Raw genomic sequence first — 15,604 nt, forward strand, 5'->3', positions numbered from 1 at the left:
GGACCTCGGCCTGCTCCAACGATTACGACCACGCAACGCCTTGTCGATCACACCCACGCGTCTGAGCCTCGATCCGCGCGCCCGCCTGGGGCGGCGCGCCGGCCGCCGTTTCCTGATCGAATGGGTGGCGATCGGCTGCCTCGGCATCGTGGTGATTCTGCTCAGTTCACTGGGCCGGCTGAGTGCGAGCGTCGATCAGCTGGTCTACGACCGCTTTCTGAGCCTGCATGCGCAGCCCGTGCTGCGCGATATCGTGGTGGTCGAAATCGACAACGCGAGCGTGGCGCAACTCGGGCGCTGGCCGTGGCCGCGTAGCGTTCACGCGCGGCTGCTCGAGCAGATTGCCAAAGCCAAACCCGCCGCGGTGATCTTCGACGTGCTGTTCACCGAGGCCAATCCGGAAGACGCGGCACTGGCTCGCGCGATCGCGCTGAGTCCGACCTATCTGCCGGTGTTGCTCACCGCGCCGGACAGCGCGAGGCACCGCAGCGTGGTCGAGCCGGTCGCGCCGCTGGCGCAGGCGGCGGCGGGGCTTGGCCATATCAATCTCGAAGTGGACAGCGACGGTATTGTGCGCAGCGTCGCGCAATTCGAGGGCGACGCGCAGTCGCGCTGGCCGCAACTGATGGTGCCCGCCGCGCAGGCGGTCGCGCGCGGCACGCTGCGGTTGAACGATGTGCGGCGGGAAGGTGTGAAGGTGGAGAGCGGAGCGGCAGGCGCGGCAGCAGGCACCGCCGCACGCACCGCAACGCCCGCCCAAAACCAGGACAGCGACGACGAAGGCCGCTTTCTCATCCCCTTCGGCCCGAACGCACAAAGCTATACGAAGCTCAGTTTCGCGAGCGTCCTCAGCGGCGACGTCCCGGCGGACCAGTTGCGCGGCCGCATCGTGCTGATCGGCGTGACCGCGTCCGGTTTGTACGACCGGTTCGCGACGCCGGTGTCCGGCGAACTGGGCCCGCTGCCCGGCGTGTATATCCACGCGAACGTGCTCGACACGCTGCTCACCGGCCGCGAGATCGAGCCGGCCGAGCCGTGGGTGTTGTGCGCGGTCTCGCTCGTGCCGCTCGCCGCGTTGCTGGCGGGGTTTCTGGTGCTGTCGCCGCGTCGCTCGATGTTGCTGACCGGCGCGCTGTGCGCGCTTGCCGCGGCCGGCAGCGCGGCCTTGCTGTTTGGTGTACGGCTCTGGATGTCGCCGGTCCCGGCGATTCTCGGCGCGGTGGTCGTGTATCCGATCTGGAACTGGCGACGCCTCGAAATGACGATGGCCTATCTACGCGGCGAACTGCAGCGTCTCGCGGACGAACCGCATCTGTTGCCGGAGACGCCGTCGCGCGGCCGCGAGTTCGGCGGCGACGTGCTGGAGCAGCACATGGCACTGATGGCGCAGGCCGCGCAGCGCGTGCAGGACATGAAGCGCTTCGTGTGGGACAGCCTGGACAGCATGCCGGAGCCGATTCTCGTGAGCGATGTGCGTGGCGTCGTGCTGATTGCGAACCATGCGGCGAAGGCGCATTTCGCACGACTCAATGCACCGGCGCCCGAAGGCCGTTCCATGCAGGCGGTGCTGGGCGGGCTGACGCTGGTCAAGACCATCGACCGCGACGCCGCCACGGACGCGGACAACAATCTGCTCGCGCACGCACAGTGGCCCGCGCTGCTCGATCCGGCGCACCGCGAGTTCGCCGGCTTGATGGCGCAGGGCGTCGAAGTGCGGGACGCGAGCGAGTGCGATTATCTTTTGCGCTACGCGAATTGCACGAACGAACAGGGTGAGACGACGGGGTGGATCGCGGGTCTCGTCGACGTGTCGGCGCTGCACGCGGCCGAGCGTCAGCGGGAAGATGCGTTGCGGCTGCTGTCGCACGATATGCGTTCGCCGCAGGCGTCGATTCTGGCGCTGGTGGAGATCGAGCGCGCCCGCGAAGAGCCGGTGCTTGCGCGTGGCTTGCTGGAGCGCATCGAGCGTTATGCGCAGCGGGCGCTGACGCTTGCCGACGACTTCGTGCAACTGGCGCGCGCCGAATCGCAGGCGTATGTGCTTGAGCCGGTGAGTCTGACTGAGATGCTGATCGATGCCAGCGACGAGGTCTGGCCGCAAGCGCACGCCAAACGGATCACGCTGCAAACGGTCGCCGGCGCGGGAACGCAAGTTCAAACGGAAGCGGAAGCGGAAGCGGAAGCCGACGCAGACGCAGACGCAGACGCAGACGCAGACGCAGAAGAAGGCCACTGGATCTGCGCCGACCGCTCGCTGATGACGCGTGCGCTGGTCAACATTCTGAACAACGCGGTCAAGTACAGCCCGCCTGACACGCGGATCACGTGCAGTCTCGCGAGTCTTGAACCGACGTCCGTACCCGGCGGCGCGCGACGCGTGTCGTGCACGATCCGCGACGAAGGCTACGGGATTCCGATGGAACAGCAGGCCGGCTTATTCGAGCGTTTCCGGCGCTTCCACGAGACGGAGCGGCCCGAAGTAGGCGGTGCGGGCTTGGGCATGGCCTTCGTGAAGACCGTCGTCACACGCCATGGCGGCGATGTGGCGGTGGTCAGCGCGCCCGGCAAGGGCACGGCGTTCACGATCGAACTGCCGGCGCTCGACGACGCGCAATCCGAGGCCTTCGCGTTGCCGCGCGCCTGAGACGACAATGAATACGCACTTTATTGAAGCGAGAAGATGGTGAAAGCGATCCTGATCAGTGCCGCGCTGGCTGCGGCGAGTCTCACCGGTTGTGCGGGCCTGAGCGCCGACGTGCACACCGTTCACGCCACCGATGCCGTAGCGGCGTTGCAGGGCGAGCGAACCTATGCGCTCGCGCGCATGCCGTCGCAGGATGCCAGCGCGGATCATCCGCAATTCGAAAGCTTGCTGCGCGACGTGTTGGCGAAGCAGGGCTTCGCCGAGACGCCGGGCAAAGCAGCGCGTTATCTGTTGTCGGTCGCGTACGACACCCGGCCAGCGGCGATTGGTGTCGACGTGAAGGATTGCGTGCCGGGCGACTGCGGCCATCAGCCGGACGCGCCGTTCGCGCTGTTCGGCGGTCCCGCCTACCGGCATGCGTTGACGCTGAGGTTTTTCGAGCGCACGACCGGCCAGGAGGTTTACAAGGTCAGCGCGGTCAGCAGCGATCGCGACGCCGATCCGTTGCACGCCGCGCCAGCGCTCGTGAAAAGCGCACTGGCGCAGCTGCCGTTCGCGGCGCCGGCGGACTGGCACGTGAAATTGCGCGAGGATAAAACCAGTGGCGTGCCGGAGGTGCTGTCGGTGAAGCCGTTGCAGCCGTAACGCGCCGGGTTTGTTGCGACGCTGTTGCGAGGGCAATGCAACGCCTCATTCCGTCCCGCTGACGGGACCCTCTCCCTGTTCCGGCCAGCGGTTCTCAAACACGCATTCCGCGAGCGGCATACGGCTCGCCCAGCGCTCGGTTTCAAGCATCGGCTCACTATAAAACCGGTCGACATGACCGAGACACAGAATCGCCACCGGCCGCGCGCCCGCCGGCATATGCAGCAGCGTGCGAACCGTGTCGACGTCGAACAGCGACACCCAGCCCATCCCCAAACCTTCCGCCCGCGCGGCCAGCCACATGTTCTGGATCGCGCACGCAACCGACGCGAGGTCCATCTCCGGCAACGTGCGGCGGCCGAAAATATGCCGCTCGCGGCCGTCCATCAGCGCCATCACCAGCAGTTCGCCGCACTCCAGCATGCCTTCCACTTTCAGCTTCATGAACTCTTCGCGGCGCTTGCCGAGTGCGTCGGCGGTGGCGAGCCGTTCGCTTTCGACGGTGGCGTGCAACGCCGTGCGCAGCGCGGGATCGGTAATGCGCGCGATGCGCCAAGGCTGCATATAGCCGACGCTCGGCGCGTGATGCGCCGCGTCGAGCAGACGTTGCAGCACAGCCGGATCGACCGGATCGCGCACGAAGTGGCGCATGTCGCGGCGTTCGTAAATGGCGCGGTAGACGGCGTCGCGCTCGGAATCGTTAAAAGGCGTTGCCATGGAACAGGGCGGCCGTGAAGGCCGGGTTGGAGGGCCAGTAAGCGTGCATATAGGTTGCCACGATGGCGCCGTGGCGATATAGGGCTTCGCCCGATGTCGCGCTGTTCGGCCGCGTGGCGTGGTGCAACGGCGTGAGCGGTGTGCTCAGCTTCGAGTAGTGAAACGTGTGGCCGGTCAGCGCGCCGTGCGGGCCGTCGAGCTGTTGCATGCCGAGCGCGGTGAAGCGTGTTTGCATCGTCGCGTGACCGGGCAGCAGGCCGAGCATCGGCGTGCTCGCGCCGTGCGTGTCGGTGAGCTGGTCGAGCAGGTACAGCATGCCGCCGCATTCGGCGACGACCGGTTTGCCGGCCGCCGCGTGTGCGCGAATACTTGCCGCGCTGCGCGTGTTGCTGGCGAGCGTCGCCGCGTGCAGTTCCGGATAGCCGCCTGGCAGATAGAGAGAATCGGCGTCTGGCGGGAGGGCTTCGTCGGCGAGCGGCGAGAAGTAGGCGAGCCGCGCGCCGAGGCCTTCCAGCAGCGTGAGGTTGGCCGGGTAGATGAACGAGAACGCGGCGTCGCGCGCGATCGCAATCGTTTTACCTTCCAGCAGTTGCGGCAGCTCGGCCGTTATAGGCGGGCCGAACTCGACCGGCGGCGGCAGCGCGGCCAACGCGGTTTCGGCGAGCGTGTCAGCGGCGCGATCAAGGCGCGCGTCCAGATCGTCGATCTCAGCCGCCTGGTGCAGACCGAGGTGGCGATCCGGCAACTGGATTTCGTCGCTGGCGGCAATGTGGCCGCACCAGCGCAGCCCGGCCGGCAACGCCTCTTCAAGCATCTGCGCGTGCCGCGCGGAGCCGACGCGATTCGCGAGCACGCCGTAAAACGGCACCTCTGGCCGGAATTGCGCGAGACCGAAGGCGACCGCGCCGAAGGTCTGCGCCATCGCCTTCGCCGAAATCACCGCGAGCACCGGCACGCCGAACGCGGTGGCGAGATCGGCGCTGCTCGGCGTGCCGTCGAACAGGCCCATCACGCCTTCAATCAGGATCAGGTCTGCTTCGGCCGCCGCCTGCGCGAGCAACGCGCGGCACGCGGGTTCGCCGACCATCCACAGATCGAGCGACAGCACCGGCGCGCCGCTCGCGCGCGCCAGAATCATCGGATCGAGAAAGTCCGGGCCGGTCTTGAACACGCGCACGCGCCGTCCCTGGCGCCGGTGATAGCGCGCGAGGCCCGCGGTGATCGTGGTTTTGCCTTGACCCGAGGCGGGCGCGCTGATGAAGAGCGCCGGGCACGCGGACACGGCTTAAAACTCCACGCCGCGCTGCGCTTTCACGCCTTGCTCGCGGTACGGATGCTTGACGATGCGCATTTCGGTGACGAGGTCGGCGGCTTCGATCAGCGCGTCCGGCGCGTGACGGCCGGTCACGACCACATGCAGCAGCCCGGCGCGGGCGTTCAACACGGCGAGGACTTCGTCGAGCGGCAGGTATTCGTATTTGAGGACGGTGTTCAGTTCGTCGAGGATCACCATCTGGTAATCGCCGCTTTCGATCATCCGGCGCGCTTCGTCCCAGCCTTTGCGCGCGGTGGCGATGTCGGCGTCGCGATTCTGCGTGTTCCACGTATAGCCGTCGCCCATCGTGACGAAATCGCAGTGGGCGATCGCGCCGAGGAAGTCGCGCTCCGACGTATGCAACGCACCCTTGATGAACTGCACGACGCCCAGCCGCATGCCGTGGCCCAGCACGCGCACGGCCATGCCGAACGCGGCCGTGGTTTTGCCTTTGCCGGTGCCGGTGTTGACGATCAGCAGACCTTTTTCGACAGTAGCCTGAGCCTGTTTCTTTTTGTGGCCTTCGCGCCGGCGCTCGGTCATCCGTTGATGGGATTCGGGATCGGTTTTCATGGCAGGTCCTGGGGTTGGATGGCGTGGTCGGTGGAGGTGGCGATCGCCACGGTGACACCGGCATGAATCGTTTTACGTACGGTAAGGCGGGCTCGCGACGCGGTCGGTTCGCCCGCCGCAGCCAGCAGCGCGCATGGCTCACACACGCCGTCCACGCCGAGATGGTTTTTTGCCGCTGCCGAGTAGGTTTCTACCGGCACCGCCGCGATCTGCTCACGGCTGAAGAAAGCCAGCGGCAACGCATGGCGTGTGCAGAAATCAAGCAAACCGGCTTCACGGGATTTACTGTCGATCGATGCGACTACCCGGATCTGATCGATCCGATACGTGCCGAGCGCGGCGCGCACGGCTGCTTCGATCTGTTCGGCCGAACTATGCAAGCGGCAGCCGATGCCGACACTTAGCCACGCGCGGTTCATCGCGGCGTGCATGGCGCGCGCCACGTCGTCAGCGGATTGGAAGGATGAAACAAGCAGGAGCGTTTGAGGGCTGGCATCGAGGTCATGCAATACAACGAATTCCCGTTTTACGGCCCATGCGAACGCATGAGCGGGCGCATAGGCGGGCACCAAACGCGCGCATACGATAGCACACGGTGCCCCGCCCGATAAGCCTTCGCGGCCGGTGTCGCCTTGACGTCGGCGGGCCGCGGGCCTACACTCGCACGCACTTTTGGTGCTCGTGTGCGCGCTCTCGCGCATGCAGTTAAACGGGAAACAGGGTGCCCGCCTGCAATGGAACGGGTCAACCTGTGCTGCCCCCGCAACGGTAAGCGAAATGTGGCGTCCGGTTCAGTCTCCGGCGCCGCGGAGCCGGCTTCAATGTCCACGCGCAAGGCCGCGTCGGCATGTCACCACTGGGCGAGAACCTCCTCGCCCGGGAAGGGGAAGCGGCGCTTTCGCCAGCCCGGATACCGGCCAGAACATGCAGAGCGAACACCGCGGGGATGCGGCGCGCGCTCATGACCTCCGCACAGAACGAAACGCGCCGGCGTACCCGTGCAACTCCTACGGATGGACCTCACGATGCAAACTCAAATGCGCAAGATTCCCGTCACCATCGTCACGGGCTTTCTCGGCAGCGGCAAGACCACGCTGCTGCGGCACATTCTTCAGCATGCGGGCGGCAAGCGCATCGCGGTGATCGTCAACGAGTTCGGCGAGCTCGGTATCGACGGCGAAATCCTCAAGGGTTGCGGCATCGGTTGCGACGAAAACGGCGTCGAAACGGAAGGCCAACTGTATGAACTGGCGAACGGCTGCCTGTGCTGCACCGTGCAGGAAGAGTTCTTTCCGGTGATGGAAAAGCTCGTGGAACGGCGCGGCCAGATCGATCACGTGCTGATCGAAACCTCCGGCCTCGCGTTGCCCAAGCCGCTCGTGCAGGCGTTCAACTGGCCGCAGATCAAGAACAGCTTCACCGTCGACGCGGTGGTCACGGTGGTGGACGGCCCGGCTGCTGCGAGCGGCCAGTTCGCCGACAATCCGGTTGCCGTGGACGCGCAGCGCCAGGCCGATCCGAATCTCGATCACGAATCGCCGCTGCACGAACTGTTCGAAGACCAGTTGTCCGCGGCCGATCTGGTGATCCTGAACAAGACCGATCTGCTCGACGACGCGCAGCAAGGCGCGGTCGAGGCCGTGATCCGCGAAGAGATTCCGCTGCAAGTGAAGATAGTGCGCGCGCACATGGGTCAGCTCGATCTGCATACGTTGCTCGGGCTCGAAGCGGCGTCGGAAGAAACGATTCATTTGCGCCACGACAACCATGGGTCCGCCGAGGACGCCGATCACCATCACGACGAATTCGATTCGGTGGTCGTGCAGGCGGACGCGCCGTCGCGCGAAGCGGTGATCGCCGCGTTGCAGTCGCTCGTCGAAACCAACACGATTTACCGCGTGAAGGGTTTCGCGGCGCTGCCGGGCGCGCCGATGCGGCTGGTGATTCAGGGCGTGGGCCGTCGCTTCGACAGCTATTTCGATCGACGCTGGCAGGCCGGCGAAGGCGGCCGCAGCCGCTTCGTGCTGATCGGCGAAGACCTCGACCAGGCCGCGCTGCAACGCGCGTTCGATGTTGCGCTGGGCGTCGCGTCCAGCCACGAAGCGCACCAGGCGTAAGCGCTCATGCATCTGCTGCGCACGACGCCGGGCGGCTTTGTCGACGATACGCAAGGCGTGATCCGTATCGATCAGCAGCCTGCCGAGATCGTCGTGCTCAGCTCCGCCGACACCACGCTGTCGCTGCTGGCGAGCGTGTTTCCGCGTCTGGGTGAAGGCTTTCCGAGTCTGCGACTCGCGAATGTCACGTATCTGCGGCAGCCGGCTTCGGTCGACTTCTATGTTGAAGACGTGTTGCAGCATGCACGCGTGGTGGTGGTCGATCATCTCGGCGGCGAGGCATATTGGCCGTACGGCATCGAGCAGGTGGTTGCGCTCGCCGAGCGTAAGCAGCAGACGCTCGCGATGTTTTCCGGCGACCTGCAGGAAGATCCGAATCTGCTGGCGCGCAGCACCGCGGACGCCGATCTGTGCCATCAGTTGTGGCGCTATCTGCGCGAAGGCGGCGCGCAGAACGCAGAAGCGTTTTTGCGCTGCATCGCGCACCGCACGTTCGGCTGGGGACGTGAACCGGCGCCGCCGCGCGCGTTGCCCGCCGCCACGCTCTATCACCCCGAACGCGACACGCCGAGCGTCGCCGATTGGCAGGCGCGCTGGCGCGCCGGCGCGCCGGTGGCCGCGATCCTGTTCTACAAGGCGCATCTGCAGGCGGCCAATACGGCGGTGTTCGATGCGCTGATCGACGCGCTCGAAGCGCAAGGGCTCAATCCGCTGCCGATCGCGATCACGTCGCTGAAAGATGCGATGAGCCGCGACGTCGTGCAGTCGTTGTGCGCGCAACATCAGGTCGCGCTGGTGCTGAACACGACCGCGTTCGCCGCGTCCGCGATCGACGATCCCGAGCCGCTCGCACTCGCCGGCGACGCGCCGGTGCTGCAGGTGATCCTGAGCGGCGGCAATCGCGAGGACTGGCTCAAGGACAACCATGGCCTCAATTCGCGCGATATCGCCATGCATATCGCGCTGCCGGAAGTGGACGGTCGCATCATCACGCGGGCGATCAGTTTCAAGGGCCTGGCCTATCGTTGTCCGCACACCGAAGTCGACGTGGTCCGCTATCAGCCGGATCTCGAACGCGTGGGCTTTCTTGCCGAACTGAGCCGCCGCTGGTGCCGTCTCGGCACGCTCGACAACGCGGACAAGAAACTCGCGCTGATTCTCGCCAACTATCCGATGAGCGAAGGGCGGATCGGCAATGGCGTCGGGCTCGATACGCCGGCTTCGGTGGTCGGCATTCTGGCGATGCTGCGCGACGAGGGTTATCGTCTCGCCGATTTGCCCGTGGACGGGGGCGCGCTGTTGCAGAAGCTCACCGAAGGCGTGACCAACGACCCGGTGGTGCGGGATTTGCGGCCGGCCTTGCAAAGCCTCGCGCTCGACGACTATCTGACTTACTTCAACGCGTTGCCCGCCGATGCGCGCGAGGCATTGAACGCGCGCTGGGGTGCGCCCGGGCAGGACCCGACGTTGCGGCGCGGCCGTTTCATGATCGCGGGATGGCGCTGCGGGCAGGTGTTCGTCGGCATTCAGCCGTCGCGTTCGCGTGAGCAAGGCGACTACGCGAGCTATCACGACGCCGAACTTGTGCCGCCGCATGCGTACCTTGCGTTCTATTTCTGGCTGCGTCATCAGTTCGGGATCGACGCGGTCGTGCATGTCGGCAAACACGGCAATCTCGAATGGCTGCCCGGCAAGAGCGTTGCGCTCAGCGAGGCCTGCTGGCCCGATCTGATTCTCGGGCCGATGCCGCATCTGTATCCGTTCATCGTCAACGATCCGGGCGAGGGCAGCCAGGCGAAGCGTCGCGCGCAGGCCGTGATCATCGATCATCTGATGCCGCCGCTCACGCGCGCCGAAACGTACGGGCCTTTGCAGGATCTCGAACGCCAGGTCGACGAATACTATGAAGCGCTGATGGTCGACCCGCGTCGCTCGAAACTCTTGCGGCGCACGATTCTGGCGACCATCGTCGAACATAAGCTGCATGAAGAGCTGAGTCTCGCGGCGCCAAACGGGCAGGACGCTGAAGATACGCTGCTGACGCGCGTCGACGCCTGGCTGTGCGAGTTGAAAGAAGCGCAGATTCGCGATGGGTTGCACACGTTTGGTCAATCGCCTGACGGTGTGCAGCGGCGCGATACGTTGCTGGCGTTGGGGCGCTTTCCCGTCGGTGATGGGCAAGGCGGCAAGGCCGGTTTGATCGATGCGCTGGCGCGCGATCTGCGGATGGATCATCTGTTCGATCCGTTGTCGGTGGATTGGTCGGCGGCGTGGGACGGGCCGCGTCCCGATGTGTTGCAGCGCGTGAGCGAGGCGCCGTGGCGGCATTGCGGCGATACGCGCGAACGGCTGGAATTGCTGGCGGCGGCGATGTTGCGTGGCGTGTGTGGCGATGGCGGCGAGTGCCGCGACGGCGACGATCGCGCCGAATTGGATTTAACGCCGGCCGCGGGAAGTTTGCCGCAGGCGGAGCGCGTGATCGAGCGTCTGCGCAACGATGTATTGCCGCGCCTCGACGCGTGCGGTCCGCAGGAAATGATGCAGTTGAAGCGCGGCCTCGAAGGGCGTTTCGTGCCGCCGGGGCCGAGCGGATCGCCGTCGCGCGGACGCCCTGACGTGCTGCCGACCGGCCGCAATTTCTATTCCGTCGACACGCGCGCGGTCCCGACGCAAGCCGCCTGGTCGCTCGGATTGAAGTCCGCCCAGCAACTGATCGAGCGGCATTTGCAGGAGAAAGGCGACTATCCGCGCGCCATCGGTCTCTCGGTATGGGGCACCGCGACGATGCGCACCGGCGGCGACGATATCGCTCAGGCGCTCGCGTTGCTCGGCGTGCGGCCGAAGTGGGCGCCGGGCAGTCATCGCGTGACCGACTTCGAGATCATGCCGATCGACGCGTTCGACCGGCCGCGTATCGACGTCACGCTGCGCGTCTCCGGTTTTTTCCGCGATGCGTTCGCCAACGTGATGCATCTGTTCGACGCCGCCGTGCAAGCCGTGGCCGAACTCGATGAGCCGGAGGAGCTGAATCCGATTCGCGCGCGCGTGCTGCGCGAACGCGACGCGCTGATCGCGCGCGGCATGGACGCCGTCGAAGCGCGCCGGCGCGCCGGCTGGCGCGTGTTCAGCGCGCGGCCCGGCGCGTATGGTGCGGGTCTGCAGGACATGATCGACTCGCAACACTGGCAGACCGACGCCGATCTCGCGAATGCGTATCAGGCGTGGGGCGGTTACGCGTATACGCAGAAGAGCGCGGGCGAAGAGGCGCGGCAAGCGTTCGGCGTGCGCCTCGCCGCGATGGATGTGGTGCTGCAGAACCAGGACAATCGCGAGCACGATCTGCTCGATTCGAACGATTACTACCAGTTTCAGGGCGGCATGGTCGCGGCGGTGCGGCATCTGGCCGGCGATCAGCCGAGTGTGTATCACGCCGATCACAGCAATCCGGCCGCGCCGCGCGTGAGAACGCTGCATGAGGAGATCGCGCGGGTGATTCGCTCGCGCGTGGTCAATCCGAAATGGCTCGACGGCGTGAAGCGTCATGGATATAAGGGGGCGGCGGAAATTGCCGCGACCGTGGACTATCTGTACGGTTATGACGCGACCGCGCGCGTGGTCGCGGATCATCAATATGCGCTCGTTACTGAGGCTTATCTGAACGACGCGGATACCCGCGAGTTCTTGCAGCGGCACAATCCGCATGCGTTGCATTCGATTTGCGAGCGGCTGCTTGAGGCGATGCAGCGAGGGTTGTGGCAGGCGCCTGGTGAGTATCGTGGGCAGGTTGAACGGCATTTGCTCGCGAGCGAGCAGCAGATTGAAGGGGCGCGGATATGAGTTCATCGGATCAGGGTATGGACCCAAAGGCGGGCGAGAGCGTGACTCAAGGCACTGACCGAGGCACGAACCAAGGCGTGACCCAAGGCGTGACCCAAGGCGTGACCCAAGGCGTGGCTCAAAGCGCAAACTCGCGCCTCGCTTTTCCGTTTGCCGCGCTGGTCGGGCAGGCGCCGTTGCAGCAGGCGCTTCTACTGGCTGCGATCGATCCAGGGTTGGGCGGCGTGCTGGTCACCGGGCCGCGCGGCACGGCGAAGTCGACCGCGGCGCGCGCGCTGGCCGAGTTGTTGCCGGAAGGACAATTGGTGAACCTGCCGCTCGGCGCGAGCGAAGACCGCCTGATCGGCACACTCGATATCGAAACCGTGCTGCGCGACGGCGCGGTGCGCTTTTCACCCGGCTTGCTCGCGAAGGCACATCGCGGCGTACTGTATGTGGATGAAGTCAATCTGCTGCCGGACGCGCTCGTCGATGCCTTGCTCGACGCGGCGGCAAGCGGCGTGAATACCATCGAACGTGACGGTGTTTCACATAGCCACGACGCGAGCTTCGTGCTGATCGGCACGATGAACCCCGAAGAAGGAGAGTTGCGGCCGCAACTAATCGACCGCTTCGGGTTGATGGTCGAGTTGCAAAACTGCTTTGAGCCGCAGGTGCGCCAGCAGATCGTGAAGGCGCGACTTGCGTTCGATCTCGATCCGCAGGGCTTTCGCGCGGACCATGCGCAGCAGCAGGCGCTTTATGTTCGGCGGATTCAAACCGCCCGGGCGACGCTGCCGCAACTCGCGTTCGACGATGCGGTGCACGCGCGGGTCAGCGCGTTGTGTATCGACGCGGCCGTCGATGGTTTGCGCGCCGATCTCGTGATGCTGCGCGCGGCGCGGGCGTTGGCGGCGCTGGAGCAGGCCGCGGCGGTGACGGCGGAGCATGTGGATCGTGTCGCCGAGGCGGCGCTGGTTCATCGGCGTCATCAGCGGGAGAGTTCGGCGCGGGGTGAGCCGCGTGATGCGGATGCCGGGCGGCAGGGGCGGGGTGGAGATGAGCTTGAGGGGCGGGGTGAGGCTGCTTCGTCGGCTTTGTCTGCTTCGTCGTCTGGGTCTTCGCAAGGCGCCGGGGTGTCGTCTTTCGGTGCTAATGCCTCCCATGGTGGTTCCAGCGAAGCCGACTGGGGTTATCTACCGCCCGAGCCCGCCGGCACCACTCAAGTCAAAGGCGTCATACCGCTCAGCGTAAAAAAACGCTGAGCCATCGGAAGGGCGCAGCCGCTGATTCACGCAGCGGTTTTCGATGGCGGCAAGGCGCGCGTGCAAGCGCAGGGGCGCTTTCGGGGTCGCGTGATCAATCGGTCGACAAGCAGGGCAAGCGCATCGCGTGGCCGCCTACACTTGCGGCAATGCGTGAGCAGACGCTGCGCGCGGAACATCTGCGGTTCGTGCGCGAAGCGCCGCGTGGTGGCGTGCTGCATTGTTTCTTACTCGATTGTTCGGCGTCGATGCTGGCGGGAGAGCGACTCGCGCTTGCCAAAGGGCTGCTGATTGCGTTGTTCGACCGCGCGAGCGCCGCGCGTGCCGAGGCGGCGTTGGTCTGTTTCGGCGGTTCGGATGCGGATGTGCGTTTCGGGCCGGCCGTGCCGCGCTGGTGGAACGAGCGTTGGCTCACGCCGGTGGGCGGTGGCGGTGGGACGCCGCTTGCGGTCGGTGTCGGGCGAGCGGTGAGGTTGCTGGAAGAGCGTGTGCGCCGCAAGCCTGCCCAGCAGCGCTGGCTGTGGATCTTGACCGACGGCCGCACAAACGATGAACCGGCGCGTCCGCGCGATGTGGATCAGATCGTAGTGGTCGATTTCGAGCGGGGCGCGATACGGCTGGGGCGGTGCGCATCACTCGCCGATGGCTGGGGCGCGCGGTACGTTACGGCGGAAGAGTTGATTGGCTGATTGAATGGGTGGGGAGGCGGCCTGGTTAAACGCTTCGGTCAAGCGTCTCGATCCAAGCGCTCAGATCAAGCGCTCAGATCAAGCGCTCAGATCAAGCACTCAGATCAAGCACTCAGATCAAGCACTCAGATCAAGCACTCAGATCAAGCACTCAGATCAAGCACTCAGATCAAGCACTCAGATCCAACTCCCCGACCGCACGCCCAAGCAACACATCCGCCGCGCCGCTCGCCGCCCCGTCCCCGCGTCAACCGTTCGTCCAATGCGACACATCGTCCTGACGATCGAACACGAAGACTTTCATCGCCATTTGCTGCGCTGTATCTAGCTGGTCGAATTCCAGCCCATGGGTCGCCGGCTCGCCGGGACTGCCGGCTTTGTGCACATTCCGAATCACCGCGGTCGTTTCGATCTCGGTGTCCATTTCCGCCGACTTCAGCCGGAAGGCGACCCGCAGCCGCTCACCAACCGCGCCCACGGTCCACGAAGCGGCCAGCGACATGCCGAGCGCGCTAATCCCTTTCGCGAGCCCGAGGCCTTCGTACGATTCCCCCGTCTCACCGATACCGAAACGCACCGCGAGGTGCGTATTGACGCGGATCGACTTGCGTTCGCGCAGGCGACGGATCACGCCGGGCTTCGACAGCACGACGTAATCGAACGGCGAACGGCAGATCGCCTCGATCGTGCAGACGAAGCGAAACACCGCATGGCTCGCGATCGCGACGATTTCGATGTTCTCACCCAGCCCAAGCGGCAGGATCCGGCCTTGATGCAGTGGCGGCGTGACGAATAACGCGTGATTCGGCGCAAAGCCGATGATCCGGCACGGATGCATGGGCGCCCCGCTGCCGACTTGCGACCGTACGCCGATCAGTGCGCCGATTTCCAGGTGCATGTCCTTGATCGTCAACGGGTTTGCGGGATCGGCGTGAGGTTCGGCCTCGGCCGGCTCGTGCGTCGTTCGGTCCAGCAGGTCGCCGCGATACGGCTGGAAGTGCGTGAACAGGAAGTTGCGCTCGTCCGTGGTCGCGAGAATGGTCCCGTTGGTAAACAGGAGCGTGCCGTCGGCGTCGACGATCGGCCATTCGAGCGGCGCGCCGACCGGCACCGCGTCCATTGATAGGGCCGCCGACGGAGCGGCGGGCGGGTTTTCCTCGGAGTGTTGCTCGACTGGATTGTCCATGGTCGGCTATTTTTGTGAGTGACGGGATATCTATGGTTGACGGACGGGTAGCGAAAAACTTTAGTTTCCGGTCGTTGGCGGGCGCGCGTGTCGTCGCTATGGTGTTGATTTGTCACGAGATCACAATCTGATCGACGCGAGTGCGATGTTCCTCCGGCAGGATCCAATTTAAATCGGATGGCTAATTAATTTTAGGGATGAGTCACGGCGACCCATCGAAGATCTTCTTCATCCTCGGAAAATATTGCGTGAAGGGGGTTGACGACCTGCGAGCCTATCTCCATAATCTCGTTTCTCTGCTGCAGATGCAGCGACGCAGAACGAAGCGGTGCCGGGTGGTTGTGAGGTTGGCGACACGCGGTGCTGGTTTGGTAGTGAATGCGTAATCGATCTTTAAAAATTAACAGCCGATAAGTGTGGGCGCTTGATGCGAGACGCGAGGCGGATCTTTCGGGATCTGCCGCAAAGCGAAAGTATCAAGTCTCACACAGTAATGAAAGGAAGGTTTGACTGTCGAAAGACGATCGAACAATTCGTCAGTACGTTGAGTGAGCGACCGGTTCTTAACGGAACCGAAAAACAGTAACAGGTTTGAACTGAAGAGTTTGATCCTGGCTCAGATTGAACGCTGGCGGCA

11 protein-coding genes and 1 riboswitch are annotated in these 15,604 nt (G+C 64.9%); of the genes, 6 read left to right on the plus strand and 5 right to left on the minus strand.

All coding sequences use genetic code 11. The features are described from left to right. Positions 1-40: 40 nt before the first annotated feature. Entirely contained in the window at positions 41-2,644 is a 2,604-nt protein-coding gene (locus HWY05_RS31440) for a CHASE2 domain-containing protein (RefSeq protein WP_176060770.1), read from the plus strand. 36 nt (positions 2,645-2,680) lie between these two features. Beyond that, the gene (locus HWY05_RS31445) at positions 2,681-3,289 is read left to right on the plus strand and encodes a DUF4136 domain-containing protein (RefSeq protein ID WP_176060771.1); all 609 of its coding nucleotides are present in this window, start codon (positions 2,681-2,683) and stop codon (positions 3,287-3,289) included. Between the two features lie 45 nt (positions 3,290-3,334). Here the strand turns inward: HWY05_RS31445 and bluB are convergent, their stop codons facing one another. Genes bluB through HWY05_RS31465 form a run of 4 tightly spaced genes read right to left on the minus strand, consistent with a single transcriptional unit; the run spans position 3,335 to position 6,313 of the window. Then, positions 3,335-4,006 carry a 5,6-dimethylbenzimidazole synthase gene (gene bluB, locus HWY05_RS31450; protein ID WP_035556855.1) on the minus strand — a complete coding sequence of 224 codons (672 nt, stop codon included), beginning with the start codon at positions 4,004-4,006 and terminating at the stop codon, positions 3,335-3,337. Beyond that, on the minus strand, positions 3,990-5,288 hold the full coding sequence (locus tag HWY05_RS31455) for a cobyrinate a,c-diamide synthase (protein ID WP_176060772.1): 1,299 nt from the start codon (positions 5,286-5,288) through the stop codon (positions 3,990-3,992). Before HWY05_RS31455 ends, bluB begins: the two co-directional genes overlap by 17 nt. 3 nt (positions 5,289-5,291) lie before the next feature. After that, a complete protein-coding gene (cobO, locus tag HWY05_RS31460; RefSeq protein WP_176060773.1) occupies positions 5,292-5,894 on the minus strand; it encodes a cob(I)yrinic acid a,c-diamide adenosyltransferase in 603 nt (200 codons plus the stop codon). Continuing rightward, positions 5,891-6,313: a cobalamin biosynthesis protein gene (locus tag HWY05_RS31465; protein WP_176060787.1), complete on the minus strand. Its 423-nt coding sequence runs from the start codon at positions 6,311-6,313 to the stop codon at positions 5,891-5,893. Before HWY05_RS31465 ends, cobO begins: the two co-directional genes overlap by 4 nt. A 237-nt stretch (positions 6,314-6,550) precedes the next feature. Beyond that, positions 6,551-6,831, plus strand: a riboswitch (cobalamin riboswitch). A gap of 88 nt (positions 6,832-6,919) precedes the next feature. Between HWY05_RS31465 and cobW the strand changes: the two genes are divergently transcribed. From cobW to HWY05_RS31485, 4 genes are all read left to right on the plus strand, one after another. Further along, on the plus strand, positions 6,920-8,011 hold the full coding sequence (gene cobW, locus HWY05_RS31470; RefSeq protein WP_176060774.1) for a cobalamin biosynthesis protein CobW: 1,092 nt from the start codon (positions 6,920-6,922) through the stop codon (positions 8,009-8,011). A gap of 6 nt (positions 8,012-8,017) precedes the next feature. Continuing rightward, a complete protein-coding gene (gene cobN, locus HWY05_RS31475; RefSeq protein WP_176060775.1) occupies positions 8,018-11,848 on the plus strand; it encodes a cobaltochelatase subunit CobN in 3,831 nt (1,276 codons plus the stop codon). Further along, the gene (locus HWY05_RS31480) at positions 11,845-13,092 is read left to right on the plus strand and encodes an ATP-binding protein (RefSeq protein ID WP_244146744.1); all 1,248 of its coding nucleotides are present in this window, start codon (positions 11,845-11,847) and stop codon (positions 13,090-13,092) included. Before cobN ends, HWY05_RS31480 begins: the two co-directional genes overlap by 4 nt. 149 nt (positions 13,093-13,241) lie before the next feature. After that, entirely contained in the window at positions 13,242-13,781 is a 540-nt protein-coding gene (locus HWY05_RS31485) for a magnesium chelatase (protein ID WP_176060776.1), read from the plus strand. Positions 13,782-14,028: 247 nt separating this feature from the next. On the opposite strand, the gene HWY05_RS31490 is transcribed toward HWY05_RS31485, so the two are convergent. After that, positions 14,029-14,967, minus strand: a complete 939-nt coding sequence (locus HWY05_RS31490; protein WP_176060777.1) for a flagellar brake protein — start codon at positions 14,965-14,967, stop codon at positions 14,029-14,031. Between the last annotated feature and the right edge of the window lie 637 nt (positions 14,968-15,604).

This window comes from Paraburkholderia sp. BCC1876 (genome assembly GCF_902833695.1).
In the GTDB taxonomy this organism is placed as follows: domain Bacteria; phylum Pseudomonadota; class Gammaproteobacteria; order Burkholderiales; family Burkholderiaceae; genus Paraburkholderia.